At 68.5% G+C, this 25,220-nt stretch carries 21 protein-coding genes; 12 read left to right on the top strand and 9 right to left on the bottom strand.

What is annotated here, in order from left to right:
• Positions 1–198: 198 nt before the first annotated feature.
• On the bottom strand, positions 199–1,824 hold the full coding sequence (locus ACSVDD_RS10645) for a carboxylesterase/lipase family protein (RefSeq protein WP_448189322.1): 1,626 nt from the start codon (positions 1,822–1,824) through the stop codon (positions 199–201).
• A 197-nt stretch (positions 1,825–2,021) separates the two neighbouring features.
• Here ACSVDD_RS10645 and ACSVDD_RS10640 point away from each other — a divergent pair, with 197 nt between their 5' ends.
• Positions 2,022–3,554, top strand: a complete 1,533-nt coding sequence (locus ACSVDD_RS10640; RefSeq protein WP_448189321.1) for an AMP nucleosidase — start codon at positions 2,022–2,024, stop codon at positions 3,552–3,554.
• Here the strand turns inward: ACSVDD_RS10640 and ACSVDD_RS10635 are convergent, their stop codons facing one another.
• From ACSVDD_RS10635 to ACSVDD_RS10600, 8 genes are all read right to left on the bottom strand, one after another.
• On the bottom strand, positions 3,555–5,861 hold the full coding sequence (locus ACSVDD_RS10635; RefSeq protein WP_448189320.1) for a NapC/NirT family cytochrome c: 2,307 nt from the start codon (positions 5,859–5,861) through the stop codon (positions 3,555–3,557).
• An 80-nt stretch (positions 5,862–5,941) separates the two neighbouring features.
• The gene (locus tag ACSVDD_RS10630) at positions 5,942–8,698 is read right to left on the bottom strand and encodes an ATP-binding protein (RefSeq protein WP_448189319.1); all 2,757 of its coding nucleotides are present in this window, start codon (positions 8,696–8,698) and stop codon (positions 5,942–5,944) included.
• The gene (locus ACSVDD_RS10625) at positions 8,695–8,928 is read right to left on the bottom strand and encodes a hypothetical protein (protein ID WP_448189318.1); all 234 of its coding nucleotides are present in this window, start codon (positions 8,926–8,928) and stop codon (positions 8,695–8,697) included. Before ACSVDD_RS10625 ends, ACSVDD_RS10630 begins: the two co-directional genes overlap by 4 nt.
• A complete protein-coding gene (locus ACSVDD_RS10620) occupies positions 8,925–11,120 on the bottom strand; it encodes a 3'-5' exonuclease (RefSeq protein ID WP_448189317.1) in 2,196 nt (731 codons plus the stop codon). Before ACSVDD_RS10620 ends, ACSVDD_RS10625 begins: the two co-directional genes overlap by 4 nt.
• Entirely contained in the window at positions 11,117–11,500 is a 384-nt protein-coding gene (locus ACSVDD_RS10615) for a response regulator transcription factor (RefSeq protein WP_448189316.1), read from the bottom strand. Before ACSVDD_RS10615 ends, ACSVDD_RS10620 begins: the two co-directional genes overlap by 4 nt.
• A gap of 181 nt (positions 11,501–11,681) precedes the next feature.
• Positions 11,682–12,881 (bottom strand): SPOR domain-containing protein, encoded by a 1,200-nt coding sequence (locus ACSVDD_RS10610; protein WP_448189315.1) that lies wholly within the window; start codon positions 12,879–12,881, stop codon positions 11,682–11,684.
• Between the two features lie 137 nt (positions 12,882–13,018).
• Positions 13,019–13,240: a twin-arginine translocase TatA/TatE family subunit gene (locus ACSVDD_RS10605; protein ID WP_448189314.1), complete on the bottom strand. Its 222-nt coding sequence runs from the start codon at positions 13,238–13,240 to the stop codon at positions 13,019–13,021.
• Positions 13,241–13,243: 3 nt separating this feature from the next.
• A complete protein-coding gene (locus tag ACSVDD_RS10600) occupies positions 13,244–13,828 on the bottom strand; it encodes a septation protein A (RefSeq protein ID WP_448189313.1) in 585 nt (194 codons plus the stop codon).
• 139 nt (positions 13,829–13,967) lie between these two features.
• On the opposite strand from ACSVDD_RS10600, the gene ACSVDD_RS10595 reads away from it, so the two are divergent.
• The 11 genes from ACSVDD_RS10595 to ACSVDD_RS10545 all read left to right on the top strand — a co-directional run bounded on the left by ACSVDD_RS10595 (position 13,968) and on the right by ACSVDD_RS10545 (position 25,215).
• Positions 13,968–14,351 (top strand): hypothetical protein, encoded by a 384-nt coding sequence (locus tag ACSVDD_RS10595; RefSeq protein ID WP_448189312.1) that lies wholly within the window; start codon positions 13,968–13,970, stop codon positions 14,349–14,351.
• 125 nt (positions 14,352–14,476) lie between these two features.
• Positions 14,477–14,860 (top strand): STAS domain-containing protein, encoded by a 384-nt coding sequence (locus ACSVDD_RS10590; RefSeq protein WP_448189311.1) that lies wholly within the window; start codon positions 14,477–14,479, stop codon positions 14,858–14,860.
• Positions 14,857–15,222, top strand: a complete 366-nt coding sequence (locus tag ACSVDD_RS10585; protein WP_448189310.1) for a response regulator — start codon at positions 14,857–14,859, stop codon at positions 15,220–15,222. The genes ACSVDD_RS10590 and ACSVDD_RS10585 overlap by 4 nt, the downstream gene beginning before the upstream one ends.
• Positions 15,223–15,253: 31 nt before the next feature.
• Entirely contained in the window at positions 15,254–17,455 is a 2,202-nt protein-coding gene (locus ACSVDD_RS10580; protein WP_448189309.1) for a chemotaxis protein CheA, read from the top strand.
• A gap of 8 nt (positions 17,456–17,463) precedes the next feature.
• Complete coding sequence (locus ACSVDD_RS10575; RefSeq protein WP_448189308.1) at positions 17,464–18,000, top strand: chemotaxis protein CheW; 537 nt, start codon at positions 17,464–17,466, stop codon at positions 17,998–18,000.
• A 173-nt stretch (positions 18,001–18,173) separates the two neighbouring features.
• Positions 18,174–21,104: a methyl-accepting chemotaxis protein gene (locus ACSVDD_RS10570; RefSeq protein ID WP_448189307.1), complete on the top strand. Its 2,931-nt coding sequence runs from the start codon at positions 18,174–18,176 to the stop codon at positions 21,102–21,104.
• A complete protein-coding gene (locus tag ACSVDD_RS10565) occupies positions 21,101–21,973 on the top strand; it encodes a CheR family methyltransferase (RefSeq protein ID WP_448189306.1) in 873 nt (290 codons plus the stop codon). The genes ACSVDD_RS10570 and ACSVDD_RS10565 overlap by 4 nt, the downstream gene beginning before the upstream one ends.
• Before the next feature lie 3 nt (positions 21,974–21,976).
• Complete coding sequence (locus ACSVDD_RS10560; RefSeq protein ID WP_448189305.1) at positions 21,977–22,603, top strand: chemotaxis protein; 627 nt, start codon at positions 21,977–21,979, stop codon at positions 22,601–22,603.
• Positions 22,604–22,609: 6 nt separating this feature from the next.
• Entirely contained in the window at positions 22,610–23,671 is a 1,062-nt protein-coding gene (locus tag ACSVDD_RS10555) for a protein-glutamate methylesterase/protein-glutamine glutaminase (protein ID WP_448189304.1), read from the top strand.
• 10 nt (positions 23,672–23,681) lie between these two features.
• Complete coding sequence (locus tag ACSVDD_RS10550; protein WP_448189303.1) at positions 23,682–24,839, top strand: methyl-accepting chemotaxis protein; 1,158 nt, start codon at positions 23,682–23,684, stop codon at positions 24,837–24,839.
• Positions 24,840–24,909: 70 nt separating this feature from the next.
• The gene (locus ACSVDD_RS10545) at positions 24,910–25,215 is read left to right on the top strand and encodes an STAS domain-containing protein (protein ID WP_448189302.1); all 306 of its coding nucleotides are present in this window, start codon (positions 24,910–24,912) and stop codon (positions 25,213–25,215) included.
• Positions 25,216–25,220 lie beyond the last annotated feature (5 nt).

The raw sequence follows: 25,220 nt of genomic DNA, 5'->3' as shown, positions 1-25,220 counted from the left end.
TGTTTTCACACGGATTTTGGGGATTTGAACACGGATTACACGGATTTTTCTATTCGTGGACAGCAATCGCCTTCGGGATGACCCGAGGCTCTGCAAGCATCAAAAAATCCGTGTAATCCGTGCCTCAATCCGTGAAATCCGTGTGAATGTTGCCCGCCGCCACAGGCCGTCATCCGGCCACGACGGACGGGCAACGCCTTACTTGCTGAAATACTCCGGGTAGAGCCCCTTCCAGAAGGTGCACTGGTAATCCGCCGCAGGGTCGAATGCGGCGATCTTGCCCGGTTCGAAGCGGATGGCGGAACCGCCGTCGTTGAACCTCTTCCACTCCTTCAGGCCCGGCGTCGTGGGAACCCCGGTCTTCACGAAGTTTGCCCAGGAGGCCACCATCTGGTCGGCCATGTCCTGCTGGTCCCGCGCCAGGTCGGGCGCGGAGATCTGTGAGGTGTTGGAATAGCCCGGGAAGTAGTAGTTCAGCTCGGACGAATGCGCAGCCCCCAGGTCGAATCCCGGATCCGGCAGCAACGGGATCGACACGCCCAGCGTCGGGGCATTCCGGTCGGAGAACTCCGACTGGTAGACGTCGACGTGACGCGACATCAGCTTCGCCGTCTCGACATAGAGGCAATGGTTGATGCCGATGTCCGGCCGGAAGTCGGTCCACACCGAGCCTATGGCCGCGGCCGCCGACGAGTAATTGGTCACGGGATACTGGGCGGCGATCACGTCCGCCTTGTCCGCGTAATACAGGCGGAGCATGTCCTTGTAGTTAGCGGCGGTGAAGCTCTTGCCCTCCTGGACGGCGTAGCCAACATACAGGCGCAGTTCATCGCGAGTCCCGCCATTGACCACCGGGACCTTGACGAAATTGCCGTCCCGCAGGGCATCGGCACCCGTCTGCGGCAGCGTCTTCGTCCCCTTCACCGGCGCGAACGCCATGAGATCGCCCGTACCGGCCTCGTCACCGGCTTCGATCAACTCCTGCGCGTTCTTGGTGCGCAGGCAGGACAGCACCGTGGCCGGGTCGCTGCAGCCGACCTTTTTGGCGACCGCCTCACCGAAGCTGTTCCGCTCCTTCACGTCGCGCAGCTTGTGGACGCAGGCCCCGCTCTGGATGATGGCCTTGTGGAACAGGCCGGTGGTCTGCTCCGGCGCGATGATGTGCATGCACACCGAGGCGGCGCCGGCCGACTCGCCGGCCAGCGTGACGTTGCCGGGATCGCCGCCGAAGGCCGCGATGTTGTTCTGCACCCAGCGCAGCGCCAGCCGCTGGTCCTCCAGCGCCAAGCCGCCGTTGCTGTCGGGATCGAAGGCCGGGTGCGGCATGAAACCGAAGACGCCCGCCCGATAGTTGGCCGCCACGATGACCGCATCGGTCTGCTTGGCAAGGCGATCCAGCCGATAGAGCGAACTCGACCCGCCCACGAAGGCGCCGCCGTGAATCCAGACGATGACCGGACGCTTCTGCCCGTCCAGCTTCGGCACCGTGACGTTGAGGGCGAGGCAGTCCTCGTTGTCGCTGCGTTCGGTCAGGTTGTATCGGGCCTTCTGGGCGCAGGGCGCCGCGAAGTTCATGGCCTTCAGGACACCCGACCACGGTTCCGGCGGCTCGGGCATGGTCCACCGCCGGTCGCCGCCCACGGACTTGCCGAAGGGGATGCCCCGGAACTCCAGGACGCCGTTGCGGATGTAGCCCTGAACCTGCCCCTTGTCCGTCTTGACGACGGAGGATTCGCCCGCCGCAGCGGTCTGCGCGAGCGCGCCGGCATCGGCGCCCACCAGCCCGGCAACCACAAGACCCCACAGCCACGCTTTTCTTTTCATTTCCGCCCCCAGACCGCCGCTGCGCATATATGATTATGAGAGTAATCGCTTATAGCAGCGCCCATGACGAGAAGCTGTAATAACATCAATCTTTTATGGGACAATTTGCGACAACATACTTCCATTACCGGTTAAGCCGGCGCCGCACCCGCGTCCGGGGGCTTCCTTCCCCTGCGCCAACCCCCTATGTGAAGGAGATGACGTCCTTCACGACCGCCCCCGCCCCCATCCCGCCCGGCCCTGCCGGGTCCTTTTCCGATGCCGACGCGGTTCTGGCCTGCGTGCGCGACCTGTGGGAGCGCAACACCGCGTACCTGCGCGGCCGCTTCGCCGCCTTCACCCGCGGCGAGGACCCGCCGGCCCGCGTGCACGCCTGCTACCCCTACGTCAAGCTGGTGACGGAGAGCGGGGCCGTGGTGGACACGCGGCTGTCCTACGGCTTCGTCGAGGGGGTGGGCGAGCACTGCACCACAGTGACCCGGCCGGACCTGTTCGAGCGCTATTACCGCGAGCAGTTCGGCCTGCTGCTGAAGAACCACGGCGTGCCGCTGGAAGTCGGCGTCAGCACCGAGGCGATCCCCATCCACTTCGCCTTCCCCAACGGCATGTACGTCGAGGGCGGCCTGACGCCCGAACGCCTCGCCCGCCTGCCCGACCTGTTCGAGCTGCCGGATCTGGCGCGCATGGACGACACCATCGTCAACGGTACCTACGAGGAGGACGACGACGACGTCAAACCGCTGGCGCTGTTCACCGCACCGCGGGTGGATTTCTCGCTGCACCGGCTGCGCCACTACACGGCGACGGCGCCCGAGGATTTCCAGAACTTCGTGCTGTTCACCAACTACCAGTTCTATGTGGACGAGTTCATTCGGCTGGCGCACGAGATCATGACGCCGACCGACGACCCGAGGCTGGCCGAATACCGCAGCCAGTACGACCGCTTCGTCGAGCCGTGGGACATCGTCACCACCAACCGCAACCTGAACCCCGATGCCGATCCGGGGGAGCTGACCGCGCAGACCCGCCGCGCCCGCGCGCCGCAGATGCCCGCCTACCACCTGACGCGGCCGGACGGCAACGGCATCACGCTGGTCAACATCGGCGTCGGCCCGTCCAACGCCAAGACCATCACCGACCACATCGCCGTGCTGCGCCCGCACGCCTGGATCATGCTGGGCCACTGTGCCGGCCTGCGCTCGACGCAGCGGCTGGGCGACTATGTGCTGGCGCACGGCTATGTGCGCGACGACCACGTGCTGGACGCCGATCTGCCGACCTGGGTCCCGGTGCCGGCGCTGGCCGAGGTGCAGCGCGCGCTGGAAGCCGCGGTGGAGCGGGTCACCGGCCTGTCGGGCTATGCGCTGAAAAGCGTCATGCGCACCGGCACGGTGGCGACCATCGACAACCGCAACTGGGAACTGCGCGACCACCGCGAGCCGCTGATGCGCTTCAGCCAGAGCCGCGCCGTGGCGCTGGACATGGAATCGGCGACCATCGCCGCCAACGGCTTCCGCTTCCGGGTGCCGTACGGCACGCTGCTGTGCGTGTCGGACAAGCCGCTGCACGGCCAGTTGAAGCTGCCCGGCATGGCCGACCAGTTCTACCGCGAGCGGGTGGACCAGCACCTGAAGATCGGCCTGCTCGCCATGGAGCTGCTGCGCGAGCACGGCATGGACACCCTGCACTCCCGCAAGCTGCGCAGCTTCGCCGAGGCCGCCTTCCAGTGATTACGACGGACTGAGCGTCGACAGATAGGCCAGGATGGCGTCGATGTCGCGCTCGCTGCGCTGGGCGAACAGCAGGTCGATGTCCTCGTGCTGGCGCCGGCCCTTCTTGAAGTCGGAGATTTGCTGGAACAGGTACTCGCTGTACTGACCGGCCAGCGGCGGCTTCTTGACGCGCCCTTCACCGGCCTTGCCGTGGCAAGACGCGCACAGCTCGCCATACAGCGCCTTGCCCTGCTCGGCGTCGCCGTCGTAGCGCTCGATGTGCAGGATCTTCTTGGCCGCCATCAGACGGTCGAGGCCGTCGGCCGGGGCGTCGGCGTCGTCCAGCTTGGTCTTCAGCTTGACGCTCGCCAGAAAACGGGTGATGTCGCGAATGTCCGAATCCGGCAGCTCGCGGTCGTTGGTGAAGGGGATCATCGGGATGTTCTCGCGCTCGCGCGACTTGAACTTGCGCAGCTGGTCGGCGAGGTAGTCCGCGTTGAGGCCGGCGATGCGAGGGTAGGTGCCCTTGCCGCCGCCCTGGCCGAACTCGCCGTGGCACGGCGCGCAGGTGCGCATGACGTCCTTGGCGTTGAACGCGTCGAAGTCAGCCGGCGCCGGCGTCTCCGCCGCGGCAGGCGCAACATGTGCGTCGGCCGGCGGCAGGCTGGCCTTCTGCACGGGAACCTGCGCCGGGGCGGCGCCTGCGGCCTTCACGGCGTTGATGCCGGCTTCGGCGTTGTCGAGCGCCAGCTTGTAGTCCACCGAGACGTGGTGGAAGCGGGCGTTGGTGTGGTCGTCGTGGATGGCGAAGCCGATGGTGTAGGTCTTGCCCGGCTCGATGCTGATGTCGCCCGGCTTGTCCGACGTCAGCTTGCGCACGATCGTCACCGTCCAGATACCGTCCTTCAGCACGCCCTGGCCGCTGGCGCCCTGGCCGCCGGTCATCACGCGCTCCGACGAGACGTAGCCGTCTTCCACATTGTTGCTGCCCGACTTCCAGCGCAGCAGGTCGAGGAACACGCCCTGGTCCATCAGAGCCTTCAGCTCCTCCGGCGACTTCAGCTTGTCGCCACCGCCGCGCGGGCTGTCCTTGAGCGAGATCGCCGTGCGGGTCTGCGGCAGGTACTTGGTGAAGCCGGCCCCGGCCGGGGCGTCGGGCATGGTGCGGGCGTCGTGGTGGCAGGTGCTCCAGCAGCCCGAGCGGTCGGCGTCCTGCACCGTGCCCTGGTCGATCATCATGGCGAGCTTGACGGAGTTCTCCGGATCCATCTTGCCGCCCTCGACGAACGGCGCCGGGGTGTGCGGGCTGGCCGGCCACTGGAAGCGCAGCATCAGGTTGGTGCCGTCGTGCGCCGCCTGCACGGTCAGCGGGATCGACGCCCGCTTGCCGGGGATCGGCGTCGGCTCGGCCTTCTTGCCGGTCACCATCTTGGCGCCCATGTCCGCCTGCTCGCCCTCGTGGCAGCCCGAGCACTGCTCGCCCTTCTTGAAGGCGCGCGCGCCGCCGTGCTCGGTCTGGATCCACTCGAACGAGGTCTGGCCGGGGTAGAACAGCGTCACTGTCTTTTCCGGAACCGCACTCCAGTCAACACCCGAAGTGTCCGAGGCGGGAGCCGCGGCGGCGGGCGCCGGGGCCGGAGCAGTGGCAGGCGCCGGGGCTGGCGCCGGAGCCGCCGGGGCCGGGGTCGGAGCAGCGGCAGGCGCGACGGCAGCGGCGGCCTGCACCGGCTTGGCCTTGCCGGCGTCGGCGACCTTCTCTTCGTCCTCAAGCAGCTGGTGGACCGGCTTGTGCGCGATGCCCTTGTGGCAGTCGATGCAGGTCATGCCATCGGCCCTGGCCATCTCGTGCTGCTTCTTGGCGCGCTGCTTCTGCTTGTCGGCGGCCATGCCCGCGAAGGAGTGGCAGTTGCGGCATTCCAGCGAGTCGTTCGCCTTGAAGCGCGCCCACTCGTGCTTGGCCAGCTCCAGGCGCTTGGCGTCGAACTTCTCGGGCGTGTCCACGCTGCCGAGCAGCCAGTGGTACACCTCGTTCGAGGCCTGGATCTTGCGCATGATCTTGTGCACCCAATCCTTGGGCACGTGGCAGTCCGGACAGGTGGCGCGCACGCCGGTGCGGTTCTGGAAATGGATGGTCTTCTTGTACTCGGCGTAGACGTTGTCCTTCATCTCGTGGCACGAGACGCAGAAGTCCAATTGGTTGGTCGCCTCCATGGCGGTGTTGAAACCGCCCCAGAAGACGATGCCCGAGACGAAGATCACCGCGGCGCCGATGATCGACGCGCCGAGGATCCGCGCGCTGCCGAGACGCGACCAGAGACTTCCCAACACCATGCCCCCCCAAGACCTCAACACAGCCTGTCTGGCCGAAGCTTAGCCGGGCCGTGTCGGAGCGGGGTTGACCGGCGTCAAGCGGCTCCGGGGGCCGCGCGCTCCACCGGCTGGATCATGTCGGCGGTGGCGTAGGGGATGACGAAGGAGAAGGTGGCGCCCTGCCCCGGCTCGCTTTCCACCCACAGGCGGCCGTTCAGGTGCTCGACAATGCGCTTGCAGATGGCGAGGCCGAGGCCGGTGCCCTGCGGCTTGTCGGTCATGGTGTCGCCGACCTGCCGGAAGCGCTCGAAGACGATGGCCTGATGCTCGGCCGCGATGCCCGGACCGTTGTCGCTGACGTCGACGCGCACGCCGTCCGAGGTGGCGAACGCGCGCAAACAGACGCGGCCACCCTCCGGGGTGAACTTGGCGGCGTTGGACAGCAGATTGACCACCACCTGCACCAGCCGGTCGTGGTCGCCGCGCACCGGCGGCAGCGCCTCGGGCAGCACCACCTCCAGCGTCACGTCCTTGTCGCGGAAAAGCTGGCTGGTGGTGTCGGCGGCGTGTTCGGCCGCGGCGCACAGATCCACGGCGCCGATCTGCCAGTCGATCTCGCCGGCTTCGATCTTCGCCATGTCGAGAACCTGATTGATCAGGCGGGTCAGGCGTTCGCTCTCCTTGACGATGACCGCCAGGAAGTCCTGGCGCAGGTTCAACTCGGTGTCCGGGTTGTCGAGCAGGATTTCCGACAGCGCACGGATCGAGGTGAGCGGCGTGCGCAGTTCGTGCGTCACCGTGGAGAGGAAATCGTCCTTCAGGCGGTCCAGCTCCTTCAGCCGCTCGTTGGCGGCGCGCAAGGCGACCGAGGCGCGCTCCAGTTCCACCGTCTTGTGTTCGAGCTGGCGTGAGTACTCGATGACGTGGCTGGTTTCGTCCAGCATGCGCATCAGCTCGGGAAGGCTGACCTCGCCGCCCTTGACCGCCGAGGCCAGCGCCACCCGCGCCGACGCCGCACCCAGGGCGCCGGCCAGCAGACGCTCGGCGAAGCGCACCATGTCCGCCCCGGCGCGGCGATTCGGTTCGTGCGCGCGGCCGAACTGGGCGAACGCCTGCTCGGCGCGCTGGGGTCCGAGGAAGCGGGCGACGATGCGCTTCAGGTCGGCCGCGGTGGCGCTGCCACGCCATTGGCCGGCGGCTGCGGCGGCCTCGCCGCGCTGCTGGAACACCTCGACGAAGGCGGTCGCCTGCACCCGCTCGCCGATGCCCGGCCGGTCGAACAGCGACACCGCGACGTACAGGCCGATGTTGGCGAGCACGCTCCAGAACAGTGCGTGCGTCAGCGGGTCCATGCCCTCCAGCCCGAACAGCGCGTAGGGGCGCAGCAGGTCCAGCCCCCACGGCCCCTGCTCGATGAAGCTCGCCGGCATCCAGCCCGACCGCGCGAAGGACGGCAGCAGCAGCGTGTACGCCCACACCAAAATGCCGGCGCTGAGGCCCGCCAGCGCGCCGCGCCGGGTGGCGCCGGTCCAGTAGATGCCGCCGATCAGCGGCGGTGCGAACTGCGCCACCGCAGCGAAGGAGATCAGGCCGATGGCGACCAGCGCGTACGCCGACCCGGCAAAGCGGAAGTACGCGTAGCCCAACAGCAGGATCGCCACGATGGCGACGCGGCGGATGGTCAGCAGCAGGCGCGACAGGTCGGCCCGGCGCTCCAGCGCCTCGTGGCGGAAGCGGAACAGCGCCGGCAGCACGAGGTCGTTGCAGACCATGGTGGACAGCGCGATGGCCTCGACGATGATCATCCCCGTCGCCGCCGACAGGCCGCCGACGAAGGCCAGCAGCGCCAGCCATTCCGCCCCGCCGGTCAGCGGCAGCGCCACCACGAACACGTCCGGATCGACGCTGCGGCCGGGGAAATGCAGCAGCCCGGCCGCCGCCAGCGGCAGCACGAACAGGTTGATCAGCAGCATGTAGAGCGGGAACAGCCACAGCGCCCGGTTCAGGTGGCGCTCGTCGACGTTCTCGATGACCATCACCTGGAACTGCCGGGGCAGGCACAGCACCGCCGCCATGGCCAGCAGGGTGGAGGTGATCCACGACCCGTCCGCCAGCGCCGGGGCGACGGTGAACAGCCGCGCGATGTCGGGATGGGCGGAGGCGCGGGCGAACAGGTCGCCGCTGCCGTCGTACAGCCCCCACACCACGAAGCCGCCGACCGCCAGGAAAGCCAGCAACTTGACCACGGACTCGAAGGCGACCGCCGCCACCATGCCCTCGTGGTGCTCGGCGGCGTCGATATGGCGGGTGCCGAAGATGACGGCGAACACCGCCATCACCACCGCCACATAGAAGGCGTTGTCGAGGACGAAGGGGTGCATCGGCACGCCGAGGCGCCCGGTCGGGTCGCTGCCGGTCAGCACGTCGAAGCTGACCGACACCGCCTTGAGCTGAAGCGCCATGTACGGCGTGATACCGATGACCGCGATCAGCGCCACCAGCCCGCCCAGCACCTGGCTCTTGCCGTAACGCGACGCCAGGAAATCGGCGATGGAGGTGATGCGCTGCGCCTTGGCGATGCGCAGGATCTTGCGCAGCACCAGCGGGCCGAGGAGCATGAGCAGCGTCGGCCCCAAATAGATCGGCAGGAAGCCAATGCCCAGCGAGGCGGCGCGGCCGACCGAGCCGTAGAACGTCCAGGTCGTGCAGTACACCGCCAGCGACAACGCGTACACGTACGGGCTGGCGATGACCGAGCGCCGTACGTCCGCCCTATGGTCCGCCCACCAGGCGATGGCGAACAGCAGCAGCAGGTAGGCCAGCGACGCGGCGACGACGGTGGGCCAGGTCATCGCTCACCCCCGCGCTCCAGATGCAGCGCCGACAGCGCGATCACCCCGGCCCAGACGCCGAAGCTGTAGACGTACACCAGCGGCCAGCCGAACAGCGTGTCGCCGGCGCCGAACACCCGCAGCAGCGGCGGGTTGAAGGCGACGGCGGCCATCAGGAACAAGGCAACGAGACGGTCGGTGCGCGGCACCCGCGATGATGGGGACGGGGAGCTGTCGCCCCCGGCGCTCAAAAGGCGCGCTCCCGCGCCGCCAGCTCGACCAGGATGTTGGCGCCGCGGATGGCGTCGTCGAGCGTGCGGATGTCGCGCTCGCGCAGCATGTCGATCATCCGCAGGAAGATCGCCGCGGTGACCAGACTGTCGCCCAGCGCGGTGTGGCGGTCCACCACCTCGATCCCCAGACGTTGCGCGATGCCGTCCAGCGTGTGGTCGCCGTCGTCGCCCTGGAGCATGCGCGACAGCAGCATGGTGTCGAGCACCGGGCAGTCAAACCGCACGCCGGCCGCCTTCTCCTTCATCTTCAGGAACTTGAGGTCGAAGGCGGCGTTGTGCGCCACCATCACCGCCCCGGAGACGAAGGCGCGGAACTGCGGCAGCACCTTGTCCACGGTCGGCTTGTCGGCGACCATGTCCTCGGTGATGTGGTGGAACGGGATGGACTCCGGCGGGATCTTGCGGCCGGGGTTGACCAGCTGGTTGAAGGTCTCGCCGGTCAGGATGCGGCCGTTGACCACGCGCACCGCGGCGACCTGGATGATCTCGTCGCCGTTCGACGGCGACAGGCCGGTGGTCTCGGTGTCGAAGACCACGTAGTGCAGCGCCTCCAGCGGCGTGCGGCCCAGCTCGCTGGTCGCCAGCGGCTGGTGCAGCAGGCTGAAGTCGAAGAACTCCGGCCGCGAGCTGGTGCGCGCCGCCTGCACGTGCGCGGTGGGCGGCGACAGGGCCGGCGGCAGCGGCACGCGCAGCCGCGCGCAGCCCTCGCGCCCCTTCAGCGCCTCGCACCACAGCGTGCTCTTGTGGTGTTGCAGCACGTCGCCGACGGTGAGGCCGCCCAGCGCATCGGGAAGCGGGGTGTCGAGCCAGCCGTCCACGACGCCGCTCGCCAGCGGCGTGCCGGTCCAGGTCACGTCGATGTAGACCCACTGCCCCTCATGATCGGCCGACAGGTCGAAGTCGGCGACGCCGGTCCGCTCGTGGATGCGCCTGATGAGGTGATCGACCAGCACGACGACGCTGAAGCTGTCGCAATGCGCCCACTGCGGCAGACCGGTGAGCGTGACCCCATAGCCCGCCCCGTCGCACACGCGGTGGCGCACGAGGTTGAGCAGGTTGTTGGAGTGGATGTCGCTCATCGGCCAGGAGCCGGTCATCACGCTGCGGTAATCGCCGGTGACCTGCTCCAGCCGCTGGGCCAGCGTGTTGCAGGAGTCCATCATCGCCGCCTCGAAGGCGCGGCGGTTGTCGTCGTCCAGCTCGGGCGTGTCGATCAGTGTTTCCAGCGCCGCCTGGAGGTTGGCGATGGGGCCGCGGAAGCCCTCCGTCGCCTCGCGCAGCAGCGCGTCGCGCTGGCCGAGCGCCGCCAGTTCGCGCGTCGCGTCGGACAGCGTGATGACGTAGCCGGTGATGACCGGAACGGCGTCCTCGGCCTCGGCCTCCTGGAGGATGACGCTCATGCGGCCTTCCAGCAGGATGCGGCCGTCGGTCGTGGCGCCGACGAACTGCGCGGTGGTGCCGTGTTCGTGGCGCAGATGGCGGCCCTCACGCACGCGCAGCGTCAAGCGCTCCAGCGTGTGGAGGATCGGCTCCGGCAGCACGAAGTGCAGCAGCGAGCGGCCCAGCCCCAGATCGCCGGTCAGGTGCAGCAGGTCCAGCGCCGTCTGGTTGTACAGCAGGATCTGATGCTTGAGGTTGCAGACAAGCACGCCCTCGTGCAGGTCCTGGAGGATGGCGGCCAGCCGGGTCTTCTGCTGCTCGGCCTTGGCGGTGGATTCGGCGACGGCGCGGTCGATGTCCAGGCGCGCCGCCACCAGCTTGTCGGCCAGTTCGTTCACCGCGCGGGCGACCGGGGCGAGGTCGCCGTAGCGCTCCACCGGAATGCGCGCACCCGCCGTGCCGTGCGCGATGACCCGCGCCTCGGCGGCCAGCGTGGTGCCGGCGCGCAGCACGTGGCGGCCGATCACCGTCCACAGGACGGCGACGCCGGCGGCGACCGCGCCGGTCATCATCACCGCGTAGCTGATCATCGGGTCGGACCCGGTGTCCCGCAGCAGCACCGCACCGCCGATGGCGGTGCCGATCAGCAGGGCGCCGACGCCGCGCAGCGCCAGCGGAACCCAGCGGCGCGGCTCGCCCGGCGCCTGGACGGGAGTGGAATTGGAGGCCGCCACAGCGGCCTCGCTGGTCTGGGCCGCCGGCACGCTCACGGGATCGCTCCCTCGGGCTGCACGTACTTGCGCACGGTGGCGACCAGATCGCGGGTGGAGAACGGCTTGGTGATGTAGTCGGTGGCGCCCAGCGCCATGCCCTTCTGCCGTTCCACGTCGCGGCTCTTGGCCGTCAGCATGATGATCGGCAGATCCCTCAGCGCGGGGTTGGAGCGCAGCGACTGGCAAACGTCGAAGCCGTCGCGCTTGGGCATCATGGCGTCGAGCAGGATGAGATCGGGGGCCGCGGCCTCGACCGACTGCATGGCTTCCTCGCCGTTGCGGGCCACGCGCACCTCGTAACCCGCCTTCTGCAACAGAACTTGCAGCGACAGGACGATGCTGGGCTCGTCGTCGGCGACCAGGATCGTCGGCTTCACGGCTGCTTCCTCCAATGTGTCGGCCTCTCGGGAACGGCCGATCTTTGTTTGTTTGTAACAGCGAAGATGCCCGATGCCGCATGTTAGCGGCAACGATTGTATCAGATCAAGCCGAAGGCCGCACACGGTTAGGGGTTGCGGCGTCCTGTCCGAAAGGTTCTTACCCTAATGGATTAAGGGCTTAGCGCCCGGAGACCACCATCGCGGACAGGCCGAGGCTGGACTTCACGTCCGCGGCGACGCGCTTGGCGTCGGCCTGGCTGTCGTAACCGCCGACGCGAACGATCTTCCAGGCGCGCTGCGAGGAATCCGTCCAGTCGGAGACCTGCGCCGCGTAGCCCTTCGCGGTCAGCTTGCGCTGCACCGCCTCGGCGTTCTCCAGCACACTGAACGAGCCGGCCTGCACGACCCAGCGGCCGGTCGCACTGACCGCCGGGCGCGACGCCGGAGCGGCACCGGGTTCGGCGGGCGCCGGAGCGGCCTTGCTGGCCTTGCGCGCCTTCGCCGACGGCTGCGCGGACTTGGGCGGCGACAGCATCGCCTGCAACTCGGCAGGGTTGGTTTCCGGAGCCTTAGCCTCGGGTGCCTTGACCTCCGGCGCCGTCACCTCGGGAGCCTGGGGCTGGGCTTGGGCCTGCTTGATTTCAGGGGCCTTGGGCTCGGGCGCCTTGAGGATTTCCGGGGCCTTTTCGACGGGCTTGATCTCGGCCGGCTTGACCTCCGCCACCTTCGGTTCCGGGGCCTTGGCCGGGGCCGGCTTGGGCGCGTCGAGCTTGGGGACGGGCGGCGGCTCGATTGGCTTGACCACCGTCTGCGTGCCGGACGGCGCGCCGGACAGCACCGGCGGCGGCACCGGTGCGGGCTCGACGCGGCCGGGCGGCGCCGGGATCGGCGGCACGGGCGCGGCAGCAGCCGGAACCGGGGCGGCCGGAACCACGGTGGGTGCGGGACCCGGCGCAGGGGCGCGGGCGATCAGGGCTTCAGGCTGGGCGGTGCCGGCCGGCTTGGGGTTCAGCGTCAGCGGCAGCGAACTGGTGGAAGCGCCGCCCTGGCCAACCGGGGCCACCGCCGCGGTCTGGTCGAGGGCCGGCGTGTCGGTCCGGGAGCCGTCGAACATCACCACGCCGACACCGATGCCACCGGCGGCGAGCAGCGCCAGCGCGATCTTGCCGAGTGGGAAATGGCGGGCGGCGGCGACCTCCGCGTCCTCGTCCTCCTCGTCGTCCCCGTCGGCGGCGATGACCTGCGGATCGGCCTTCAGGTCTTCGTTGAGAGCGCGCAGAAGCCGGGCGATGTCGTCGTTGTCCGACGTCGTCGCGCTGTCGCCTTTGTTCGCGGTCGCCTTGGTGTCGGCAGCCTTGATCTCGTCCTTGAAGCTCACGGCGGGGGGCGCCCCATTCTGTCGAGGTACCCGCTTCGACGCCGCGTGCGGCGTGAACGGATTACACCCGTTCTACAGCATTTCTGCGGGCCTTCAAACCGCGATGCGCCATGCGGTCGTGAGAAACGAATGACTTTTCAGCTCGGGCGCGGCGGTTCGGCCGGCGGCTCAGCCCGCTGGGCGGTGGCCGCGGGCGGCGGAGCGGGCTTGTCGGCCTCCGCATCGTCCTTCATGCCGGCCTTGAAGGCCTTCACGCCCTTGGCGAGATCGCCCATCACCTGCGGCAGCTTGCCGGCGCCGAACAGGATGAGGATCACCAGCAGGACGACGATCCAGTGAAAGGCGCTGAAGCTTCCCATGGCTCAAACCTCCCGCACGGGGGGCGCCGCGGCCTCGTCGCCGGGCGGCTCGGCAGCGGCCTGATGACGCATGATGAACGGCGTCTGGAGCACGCTGAACAGCAGCGTCAGCGGCATGATGCCGAACACCTTGAAGTTCACCCAGTCGTCGGTGGACAGCGTGCGCCACACCACCTCGTTCAGCCCGGCCAGCAGCAGGAAGAACCACGCCCAGCGCAGCGCCAGCGTCCGCCACCCCTCGTCGTCGAGGTTCAGCACCGTGCCCAGCACGTGCTTCATCACGTTGCGGCGCATGGCGTGGGCGACGAACAGCACGGTGGCGAGCAGCAGATTGACCAGGGTGGGCTTGATCTTGATGAACAGATCGTCGTTCAGCCACAGCGTCAGCCCGCCGAACACCAGCACGAACCCGGCGCCGATGACGGGCATGATCGGCACCCGCCGCTCGAAATGCCAGGACACCAGCAGCGCCGCCACGATCGCCACCATGAACACGGCGGTGCCGGTCATGATGCCGAACTTGGCGTTGGCGAAGAAGAAGGCCCCCAGCGGCCCGGCTTCGGTGAGGAGACGCACGTATGAATTCATGGTCCTTCACATAGCCCAGCAAGGCGCGGGGTTAAAGTGGGAAGAGGTGGACGTATCCATCAGCCGGGCTTCCGACGCGCATTGCATCCACACAAGGCGTGCTACACTCCCCACGCGACACCACGCGTGGACCCGCCCCATGTCCGACACCCTCCCCGAAAAGCTGCTGCTGGCACCCGGCGTGCGCGCCCGGCTGCTCAACGTGCCGAAAGCTCTCAAGCCGCTGTTCGAGCGGCTGCCGGACGGCGTGCACGTCAACGAAAGCGGCGCCGAGCCGGCCGGGTGGCTGATGGTCTTCGTCAAGGACCGCGCCGCGCTGGACGCCTTCGCCACCGTCGTGGTCAGCGAAGTGGCGTACGACGGCGTGCTGTGGATCGCCTTCCCTGAAAAGACCGGCGGCTTGCCCCGCGAAACCCTGTTGCAGGCGATGGAGCCGTTCGGCTTCGACGCGGTCGCCGCCGTCGCCGTGGACGACACCTGGAGCGCGCTTCGCTTCCGGCCCAGGGAAAGCATCGGCGCCTGAGGCGCACCTTGTCACCGATCGAACTCAGCCAGATTGCCGCAGGGGTGGCGGAAACCCTTGCCTTGGGCACCCCTCCTTAACGAATCCTTATCCGTGCTCTGGCAGGTTTTGCGCGAATGCCGGGCATGGCGCTGCCGTCCCGTCGCCGCGACGTGCGGTGTGACGGACGCTTCGCCGGGGCGCCAATGGGGGTTGCCGTGACGCTGATCAAATGGAGCGAGGAGGCCGGTCAGGTGCGCCTGGGGCTGCCCAGCGACCTCGACCTCGCCATGGCGCAACCGCTGGTGGACAGCCTGCGGCACGGGTTCGGCACGTCCACCGACGTGCTGGTCCAGGCCGACGCGGTGGAGCGAATCAGCACCGCCTGCGTCCAGGCGCTGCTGGCGGCGTCGCGCCAGGCGGTGGACGCTGGACAGACATTCATCATCGCCCAGCCCTCCGAGGTGCTGGCCGAGGCGTGCGACGACCTCGGCCTGTCCGCGTGGCTGAAGCAGTGGAGCCGGTCGTGAAGAAAAAGGTTATGAGCGTCGACGATTCGCGCACCATGCGCGACATGGTGACCTTCACGCTGAAGGGTGCGGGCTACGACGTGGTCGAGGCCGCCGATGGGCAGCAGGCGCTGAACCTGATCGCCACCACCAAGGTCGATCTGGTCATCACCGACCTGAACATGCCGGTGATGGACGGGCTGACGCTGATCCGCCGGCTGCGCGCCACCCCGGCGCACCGCACGCTGCCGATCCTCATGCTGACCACCGAGTCGGACGAGAGCAAGAAGTCGGAAGGCCGCTCGGCCGGCGCCACCGGCTGGATCGTCAAGCCGTTCAACCCGGAAAAGCTGATCTCCGTGGTCCAGAAGGTCTGCGGTTGACGTCGCGCGCCTGGGGAAAGGACTAAAGCCCGTGGAAGACCTGAGCCGCTTCAAACAAACCTACTTCGACGAGAGCGCCGAACTGCTCGCGGTCGCCGAATCCGGGCTTCTGAACCTGACGCCGGGCACCTTCGACGTGGACGAGGTGAACGCCATCTTCCGCGCCGTGCACTCCATCAAGGGCGGCGGCGGCGCCTTCGGCTTCAACGAGCTGGTGGCCTTCGCGCACGAGTTCGAGACGGTCATGGACGGCGTGCGCAACACCGCCATCGCCGTGACGACCGAGCTGGTGGACACGCTGATCCGCGCCAACGACGTGCTGGGCCAGATGCTGGCCTACGCCCGCGAGGGCACGCCGGCACCGGCCGGCACCACCGACGCGGTGGTCGCCAAGCTGCGCCGCTTCCTCAGTGGCGACGCCCCCCACGCGGCGGAGGCGGCGCCGGAACCGGCCCCGGCCCCCGTGGCCAGCTACCCCGACGATGAGGACGATCAGGCGGGCATCTATGGCGACGCCATGGCCGCCATCCGGGCCGCCCGCGCGGCGGAAGGCGCGCCGCCCGTCCCCGAGGGCAAGGTGCGCTGGACCATCGTGTTCCGGCCCAAGGCCGAGCTGCTGATGTCCGGCAACGAGCCGACCTTCATGCTGCGCGCACTGAAGCGCCTGGGCGAGGCGGAGATCGTCTGCCACCAGGACCAGCTGCCAACGCTGGGGAACCTCGAAGCCGAGCTGTTGCACCTGTCCTGGACGGTGACGCTGATCGCCGACGCGGACGTGGACCGCGCCAAGATCGACGACGTGTTCGAGTTCGTCGCCGACGAGTGCGACATCCGCATCTCGGCCGAGGCCCCGCCGCCCGCGGTGACCGCCGCGCCCAAGGCGGAGGAGCCGCCGCCCGCCGCCGCCGCGACCGACCCGGTTCCCGTCGCGGCCCCCGCCCCGCCGCCCGCCGCTGCCGCTGCCGCGAAGAAGGCGGCCGGCGGCGAGCACGCCGGGCTGACCAGCCACACGATCCGCGTCGACCTCGACAAGATCGACCGGCTGGTCAACATGGTCGGCGAGATGGTCATCACCCAGGCGATGATCGCCGAGCACGTGCGCGAGCTGCCCCCCGGCGAGTTCCAGGAGCTGCTGGAAGGGCTGGAACAGCTGGCCCAGCACACCCGCGAGCTGCGCGAAAGCGTCATGTCGATCCGCGCCCAGCCGGTGTCCAGCGTGTTCAGCCGCATGCCGCGCCTCGTGCGCGAGCTGGCGACGGAGACCGGCAAGGAGGTGGCGCTGGTCACCGCCGGCGAGGCGACCGAGGTGGACAAGACGGTGGTCGAGAACCTCGTCGATCCGCTGACCCACATGATCCGCAACTCCATCGACCACGGCCTGGAAACGCCGGACGAGCGCGAGCGCGTCGGCAAGCCGCGCCAGGGCACGGTGCAGCTGTCGGCCCAGCACCGCTCAGGCCGCATCGTCATCGAGGTGTCGGACGATGGCCGCGGCATCAACCGCGCGCGGGTGCTGTCCAAGGCCATCGAGAAGGGGATGGTGCCGGCCGGCGCCAATTTGTCGGACGAGGAGATCGACAACCTGATCTTCCTGCCCGGCTTCTCGACCGCCGACAAGGTGTCCAACATCTCCGGCCGCGGCGTCGGCATGGACGTGGTCCGCCGCAACATCTCCAGCTTGGGCGGGCGCATCGGCGTCTACTCGACGCCGGGCGAGGGCTCGCGCTTCGTGCTGTCGCTGCCGCTGACGCTGGCGGTGCTCGACGGCATGGTGATCTCGGTGGGGGCGGAGCGCTTCGTGCTGCCGCTCACCAACATCGTCGAGAGCCTGCGGCCCAAGCCCGAGGATCTGCACGGGCTGGTCGGCAAGTGCGAGGTGATGATGGCGCGCGGCGAGTATGTGCGGCTCGTCCATCTCCACCAGCTCTTCGGCATCCCGGACGCCGCCACCGACGCCACCAAGGCGCTGGTGGTGCTGGTGGAGACCGAGGACGGCTCGCGCATCGGCCTGGTGGTGGACGAGGTGCTGGGCCAGCAGCAGGTCGTCATCAAGAGTCTCGAAGCCAACTTCCGCCATCTCGACGGCGTGGCGGCGGCCACCATCCTGGGCGACGGACGCGTCGCCCTGATCCTCGACGTGGCGGGCTTGCGCGAAATGAGCAAGCACGTCGACTCCTCCGGAGCCGCCCGGCCGATGGCCGCGCTGCCCGCCCCCGAACTCGAAACGGTTTGAGGCCAATGATGAGCACTTCGACCGCGCTTGCCCCCGTCGGCGCCCGCATGGACGCCGTCGCCGCCAACGCCCACGAGGAGCAGTATGTCACCTTCACGGTCGGCACCGAGGAATACGGCGTAAACATCCTGTCGGTGCGCGAGATCCGCGGCTGGACGCAGGAAAGCCGGCTGCCGAACCTGCCGGACTTCGTGCGCGGCGTCATCAACCTGCGCGGCATCATCATCCCGATCTTCGACCTGCGCGCCCGCTTCGGCGGCGGCCAGACCGAGGTGACGCCGCGCCACGTGGTGGTGGTGATCCAGGTCGGCGAGCGCACGCGCGGCATCCTGGTGGACGCCATCTCCGACATCCTCGCCATCGGCAACGCCGACATCAAGCCGCCGCCCGACGTGGACGCCGGCCTGATCGACGCCGAGTACCTGAGCGGGCTCTACACCGCCGACCAGCGCATGGTGACCCTGCTGAGCGTCGAGCGCCTGTTCGGCGTGGAGACGATGGCGGACGGCGAAGCGGGCGGCGCTAAGGCGCTGGAGGCGCACTAGGCAAAAGCCCTTCTCCCCCAAGGGGGAGAAGGGTTGGGATGAGGGGTCGTTACTGCCCGGCAGGGCGGAAGATAAGTTTCCGGCCGGCTGTGCCAGCGCCACCCTCACCCCAACCCCTCTCCCCTCAAGGGAGAGGGGCTTAAGAAGAAACCAAAAGATCGAGAGGGCTGGGCATGGCGCACGGGGTCGGCGGGTTCGTTTCGAACATGGGCATCTCGCGGCGGCTGTGGCTTGCCTTCGGGCTTCTGTTGGCGCTGATCATCGCGCAGGCCGCCCTGGCGCTGGTCAACGTGTCGCGCGGCGGCGCCAACGTCGAAACGCTGATGCGCTCGTCCGACCTGTCGACGCTCGCCAAGGATCTCGAAACGGGGATCGCGAACCTCCGCATCGAGGCGCGCAACTACCTCTATTCCGGCGATCAGGCCTTCGTCGGCCGCCTGCGCGAGGCGCGCGCCGGCATGGACCGCAAGCTGGCCGACAATCAGGAGCTGATCCGCACCTCCGGCTACGCCGAGAGGTTCGACACTTTCGCCAAGGCGAACGCCGAATACCTCACCGAGTTCGAGCGCGTCCGCCAGATGCGCGAGCAAAGCGACAAGCTGCAGACCGAACGCATGGTGCCCGCCGGCCGGCGCATGACCGAGCTGTTCGAGCAGGTGACCCAGGCCGCTGAAGCGGCCGGCGACAAGGATCTCGCCCTGCTGAACAGCCGGGCGCTCAACCATTGGGTGCTGGTCCGTTTCGCCGCCAGCCGCGTGCTGGGCTCGGGCGACACCGCGTCCTTGAAAGTCTTCGACGACAACGCCCGGCGCATGAGCGCCCTCGCCCGCGAGGCCGCGGCCACCACCAAGGCACCGGATCTGCAAGGCAAGCTGCGCGAAATCGACCAGACGCTTCCGTCCTACGAGGCGAACTTCCGGGAGACCACCGGCCTGCTCGCGGAGGTCGCCCGCTACCGCGACGACGTGATGGTCAAGGTCGGCAAGCGCGCCGCCGAAGCGGCGGAGACCATCGTGCACGCCGCCCACGCCGACGAGGACGTGGTGGGCGCCGCCGCCGAGGCCGACGCGCGCTTCAGCCTGATCCTGACGCTGGTGATCGCCGGCTCGTCGCTGCTGCTGGGCATCGGTGCGGCCAAGGTGATCGCCGGCTCGATCATGCGGCCGGTCACCGGCATCAAGACGGTGATGACCGACCTCACCGACGGCCATCTGAACGTCAGCGTGCCGCACACCGGCGACCGCGACGAGTTGGGCGACATGGCGCGCGCCGTGGCGGCGTTCAAGGACGAGTCGGTGGGGGCGCTGCGCTCGCGCATCGCGCTCGACCGCGTGTCGGCCAACATCATGATGGCGGACACCCAGGGCATCATCACCTACGCCAACGCCTCGCTCGTGGAGATGTTCACGGTGGCCGAGGCGGACATCCGCAAGAGCTTCCCCGGATTCGAGGCGAACGCCCTCGTCGGCCAGAGCATCGACCAGTTTCACAAGGACGCGCAGGGCACGCGCCGCCTGCTCGACGGGTTGACCGGCGCGCACCGCGCCACCGCGAAGATCGGACGGCGCACCTTCTTCATCACCGTCAACCCCGTCGTCGGCCGCCACGGCGACCGCATGGGCGCGGTGATCGAGTGGAAGGACAAGACCGACGAACTGGCCATCGAGGCGGAGATCGCCACCATCGTGGCGTCGGCGGTGCGCGGCGACTTCTCGCGGCGCATCGACATGGCCGGCAAGGCGGGCTTCTTCAAGCTGGTCAGCGAGGGCATCAACCGGCTGGCCGAGAACGTCGCCGGGGTGGCGGACGAACTGGCCTCGTCGCTGGAGTCGCTGTCGCAGGGCGACCTGTCGCGGCGCATCGACAAGCCGTACGAGGGGGTTTTCCACCGCCTGAAGGAGGACTTCAACGCCACCGGCGAGAAGCTGTCGGAAATCGTCAAGCGCATCAACGCGGCGTCGGAGTCCATCGGGCAGTCCAGCCGCGAAGTCGCCGACGGCAGCCTCGACCTGTCGGAGCGCACCGAGCAGCAGGCCTCCAACCTGGAGGAGACCGCGGCCAGCATGGAACAGCTCGCCGCCACCGTGCGCTCCAACGCCGACAACGCCCAGCAGGTCAACAGCTTCGCCACCGAGGCGCGGGCATCGGCCGAGAAGGGCGCGCAGGTGGCGGGCAACGCCGTCGAAGCCATGCGCCGCATCGAGGAATCCTCGCGCAAGATCAGCGACATCATCGGCGTCATCGACGAGATCGCCTTCCAGACCAACCTCTTGGCGCTCAACGCCGCGGTGGAGGCGGCACGGGCCGGCGACGCCGGCCGCGGCTTCGCCGTGGTGGCGCAGGAGGTGCGCAACCTCGCCCAGCGCTCCGCCCAGGCGTCCAAGGAGATCAAGACGCTGATCCTGCACTCGGGGACTCAGGTGCACGACGGCGTGGAACTGGTGCGCTCGGCCGGCTCGACCCTGTCGGACATCGTCGCCGGCATCAGCCGCGTCGCCAATCTGGTGTCGGAGATCGCCCGCGCCACCTCCGAGCAGGCCTCCGGCCTGGACGAGGTGAACAACGCCGTGGCGCAGATGGACGAGATGACGCAGAAGAACGCGGCGCTGGTCGAGGAGAGCGCCGCCGCCGCCCGCTCGCTGGAGGAGCAGGCCGGGAACCTGCGCCAGCAGATGGCCTTCTTCGCGCTGGACGCCGCCTCGGCGGCCGGGCGCGGGGCCGGGCTGTCGCGCCACGTGCAGCTCATCGAGAACACCAAGATCGACCACGTGACCTTCCTGGCCAACGTTAAAAAGACCATCGAGGGGAACGGCGACGCCACCGCCGACAAGCTGGCCGACCATCACGGCTGCCGGCTCGGCAAGTGGTACGACACGGTGAGCGACGCCACCGTGCGCGGCAGCCGCTTCTACGCCGATCTGGCCGAGCCGCACGCCCGCTTCCACGCCGCCGGCAAGCGCGCGTTGCGGGCGCACGAGGCCGGCGACACGGCCGCGGCGCGCGCGGCGCTCAATGAGCTGGAGCAGATCTCGCACGGCGTGCTCGACCTGCTGGACAAGCTGGCGGCCGAAGTGCGGGCCAAGATGCGGGAGCGCGCGGCGTGAGTGGCTTAACGCCGCATACGGCCACCGCCAACCGGCGGGAGTTCGCGTTCGAGCGGCGGCACTTCGACATCATCGTGCGGATGATCCACCAACTGGCCGGCATCCATCTGCAGCCGCACAAGATGGAGATGGTCTACTCGCGCCTCGCCCGGCGGCTGCGCGACCTGCGCCTGGGCGACTTCGACGCCTACTGCGCGCTTCTGGAGAGCGAGCAGGGCACGCGCGAGGTGAGCTTCCTGGTCAACGCGCTGACCACCAACCTGACCAGCTTCTTCCGCGAATCGCACCATTTCGACCATCTGCGCGACACCGTGCTGCCGGAGGTGCGCGCCCGGCAGGCGAACGAATCGCACCCGCGGCTGCGCATCTGGTCGGCCGGCTGCTCTTCGGGGCCGGAACCCTACACCATCGCCATGGTGATGGCGGCGAGCATGCCGGACCTGAAGCGCTGGGACGCCAGGATCCTCGCCACCGACATCGACACCAACATGGTCGAGACGGCCCGGCGCGGGGTCTACGCGGCGGACGCGGCCGGCACCATCCCGGCCAACCTGCGCGACCGCTTCACCCGCCGCGTGCGCGGCGAGGACGGCGAGGCGAAGATCGTCATGGAGGACGAGCTGAAACGGCTCATCACCTTCAAGCCGCTCAACCTTCTGGAACCCTGGCCGATGAAGGGGCCGTTCGACGCGATCTTTTGCCGCAACGTGCTGATCTACTTCGACCGGGTGGGGCGTACCCATGTGATCGAGAGCTTCGCCCGCCTGCTCGCGCCGGAGGGGTGCCTGTTCCTCGGTCATTCGGAAAGCCTCTATGGTGTCTCGGACAGTTTCCGCCAAGCCGGGCCGACGATCTATCGGAGGCTCTGAGGCATGAGCATCGACGCGGGCCGCCGCTCGGCCGAGAGACGCCATGGCGGCAGCTACTACAATCCGCAATTCCGCGCCCACACGCTGAAGGTCTTCCTGGGCCACCATCTGGTGAGCGACAAGACCGACGTGATGATGGTGACCACGCTGGGCTCCTGCGTGGCGGCCTGCGTGTGCGACCCGGAGGCGGCGATCGGCGGCATGAACCATTTCCTGCTGCCCGACGTGCCGGAGTCCGAGATCGGCCACGCCGGCACCGCCGCGCGCTACGGCAGCGTCGCCATGGAACGCCTGATCAACGAGATCCTGGCGCGGGGCGGCAAACGGTCGCGCCTGGAAGTGAAGCTGTTCGGCGGTGCGCGCGTCATCGAGTCCAGCCTGGACGTCGGGCGCAAGAACGCCGCCTTCGCCCTGGATTACGTGCGCCGCGAGGGGCTGAAGCTGGTCGGGCAGGACTTCGGTGGAGGCTCGGCCCGGCGGGTGCACTATTTCCCGCATTCCGGCCGCGCCATGCGCAAGCTCTTGCGCCCGGAGGCGCTGTCGGACACGATCAACCAGGAATTGAACTTCATGTCGTCGCTGAAGTCGCAGCCCATCGAAGGCGACGTCGAACTGTTCACGGAGGACTGAGGCGTCATGGCGAGGCCGATCCGCGTCGTGGTGGTCGACGACAGCAGCCTGATGCGCGAGATGCTGACCGCGATTCTCGGCGCCGAGCCGGGCATCGAGGTGGCCGGGGCCGCCCGCGACCCCTACGAGGCGCGCGAGCTGATCAAGACAACCAACCCCGACGTCATCACGCTGGACGTCGAGATGCCGCGCATGGACGGCCTGTCGTTCCTGGAAAAGATCATGACGCTGCGCCCGACGCCGGTGATCATGGTGTCCAGCCTGACCAAGGAGGGCTCGGACGCCGCGGTGCGCGCGCTGGAGTTGGGGGCCATCGACTGCGTCGCCAAGCCGGCCGGTTCGGAAGGGCACGGCTTCGAGCGTATGGCGGCGGATCTGGTGGCGAAGATCCGCGTGGCAGCCACTGCGCGGCTCACCATGCACCGCCCGCCCCCCACCGCACACACCCTGCCGACGCCGAAGCGCGCCGGATCGGGCACGCGCTTCATCGCCATCGGCGCCTCCACCGGCGGGGTCGAGCGCATCCGCGACGTGCTGTCCGTCATGCCCGCCGATTGCCCGCCCATCGTCATCACCCAGCACATGGGCCCCAGCTACGTGCCGAGCTTCGCCGCCCGGCTCGACAAGCAGACGCCGCCCAGCGTGCGGCTCGCCACCCATGGCGCCCGTCTGGCGCAGGGCGTGGTCTACATCGCCCCCGGCGACCGCCATCTGGCGGTGGTCAAGGACGCCCAGGGGTTCCACTGCCGGATCGAGGACAGCCCGACCGTGAGCGGGCACCGCCCGTCGGTGGACGTGCTGTTCCAGTCCGTGGCAGTGTGCGCCGGGGCGAACGCCGTGGGTGTGATTTTAAGCGGCATGGGTCGCGACGGAGCCTCGGGAATGCTCGCCATGCGCCAAGCAGGCGCCTATACCATCGGCGAGACGGAATCCAGTTGCGTGGTGTATGGCATGCCGCGCGCGGCACGGGAGGCGGGCGCGGTGGCGGTCGAACTGCCGCTGGCACAGATTCCGGCTGAGATGCTGCGCGCGTTCGACGCCATCGGCGACCGCGCGCGGACGACTTGAGGAGCAGGACATGGCTTTCGATTGGCGCGAACGCCCCACACTGGACGCACGGCCCGAGACGGCGGCACCCGCCGCATCGTCCTCGGAGCCGTTGACGGCCGATCCGGCGCGCGTCACCGTCGACGTGGACCTGCTGGCGACGTGGCTGGGCTTCGCCGACGTGCAGCGCCGCACGCTCGACGCGATCCAGGGCGAACTGACGCGCACCTCCGACCATGTGGAAGACGCCACCCTCGACCTCTCGCATCGTTTCCGCGAACTGGCGGAGAAGGCGCTGGAGCAGTCGTCGCGCGTCGAGCAGATCGTCGCCATGGCCGGCTCGGTGGACATCGACGGCGAGCGCCTGCCGCTGGACCAGCTGGTCAACGGCATGCAGGAGATGATCGCCGACATGATCGCGAACATCGTCCAGCTGTCCATGCGCGCCATGAGTATGGTCTACCTGCTGGACGATGTTCAGAAGGACGTTTCCGAGCTGGAGAAGTCGATCGCCGACATCGACTCCATCAACCGGCAGACCAACTTCCTGGCACTGAACGCCACCATCGAGGCGAGCCGCGCCGGCGAGGCGGGCCGGACATTCGCCGTGGTGGCGCAGGAGGTGCGGCACCTCTCGAAGACCACCTCGGAACTGGCCGACCGCATGCGCACCAAGGTGGGCGCGGTGGTCAACGGCGTGCGCACCGGCCACGACATCCTGCGCGACATCGCCAACACCGACATGTCGCCGCAGATGCTCGCCAAGGAGCGCGTCGACAAGACCATGGAAAGCCTGGTCGAGCAGACCGCCCATTTCCAGGTCGTGCTGGAGACGGCGGCCAGCGTGTCCAACGGCATGTCGCAGACCATCGGCCACATGGTCACCGGCATGCAGTTCCAGGATTTGACCAAACAGCGCCTGGAGGCGGTGGGCGACAGCCTGAACGTCATGGGGGCGGGACTGGAGGAGTTGGAGGCGCGCACCCGCGGCAACCTGCCGCCGGGCACCGACAGCGTGACGCCGCAGGCATGGCTCGACCATCTGCTCGAGCGCTTCCGGCTCAGCGACATGCGCCAGCGATTCGTGCGCAAGTTGCTGATGGAGGGAACGGCGCTCGACCTGCACGGCGCGCTTGACGTGGATGCGGGGCAAGACGACAGTTCGGGCGGTGACATCGAGCTGTTCTGAGCACGCGTGTTCCAAAGCACGCGACCGGCTGGCGCAATAGCACCCAAAACCCAATAGGGACTTCGGATCGATGGATTACGGTATCGACGTCAAGGAGCAGGAGGCGGTGGTCCGGCTGAAGGGCCGCCTCACGTTCAACGATCACGCCAAGCTGCGCGCGCTCATCCGCGAAATGCTTCAGAACAAGGCCAAGCGGCAGGTCCTCGACCTCAGTTCGCTGGAGTTCGTCGATTCGGCCGGCATCGGCATGCTGCTCATCGCTCGCGAGGAGATGGCGAACGTCGACAAGCAGCTCGTGCTGCGCGGCGCCGCCGGTCAGGTCAAGCGTGTGCTGACCGTGGCCCAGCTCAACAAGATCGTCGTCATCGAGGAATAAGGCCG

Source organism: Azospirillum terrae, assembly GCF_053470425.1.
Note: the sequence above shows the minus strand (reverse complement) of the source record. Positions and strands in the feature narration are given on the sequence as shown.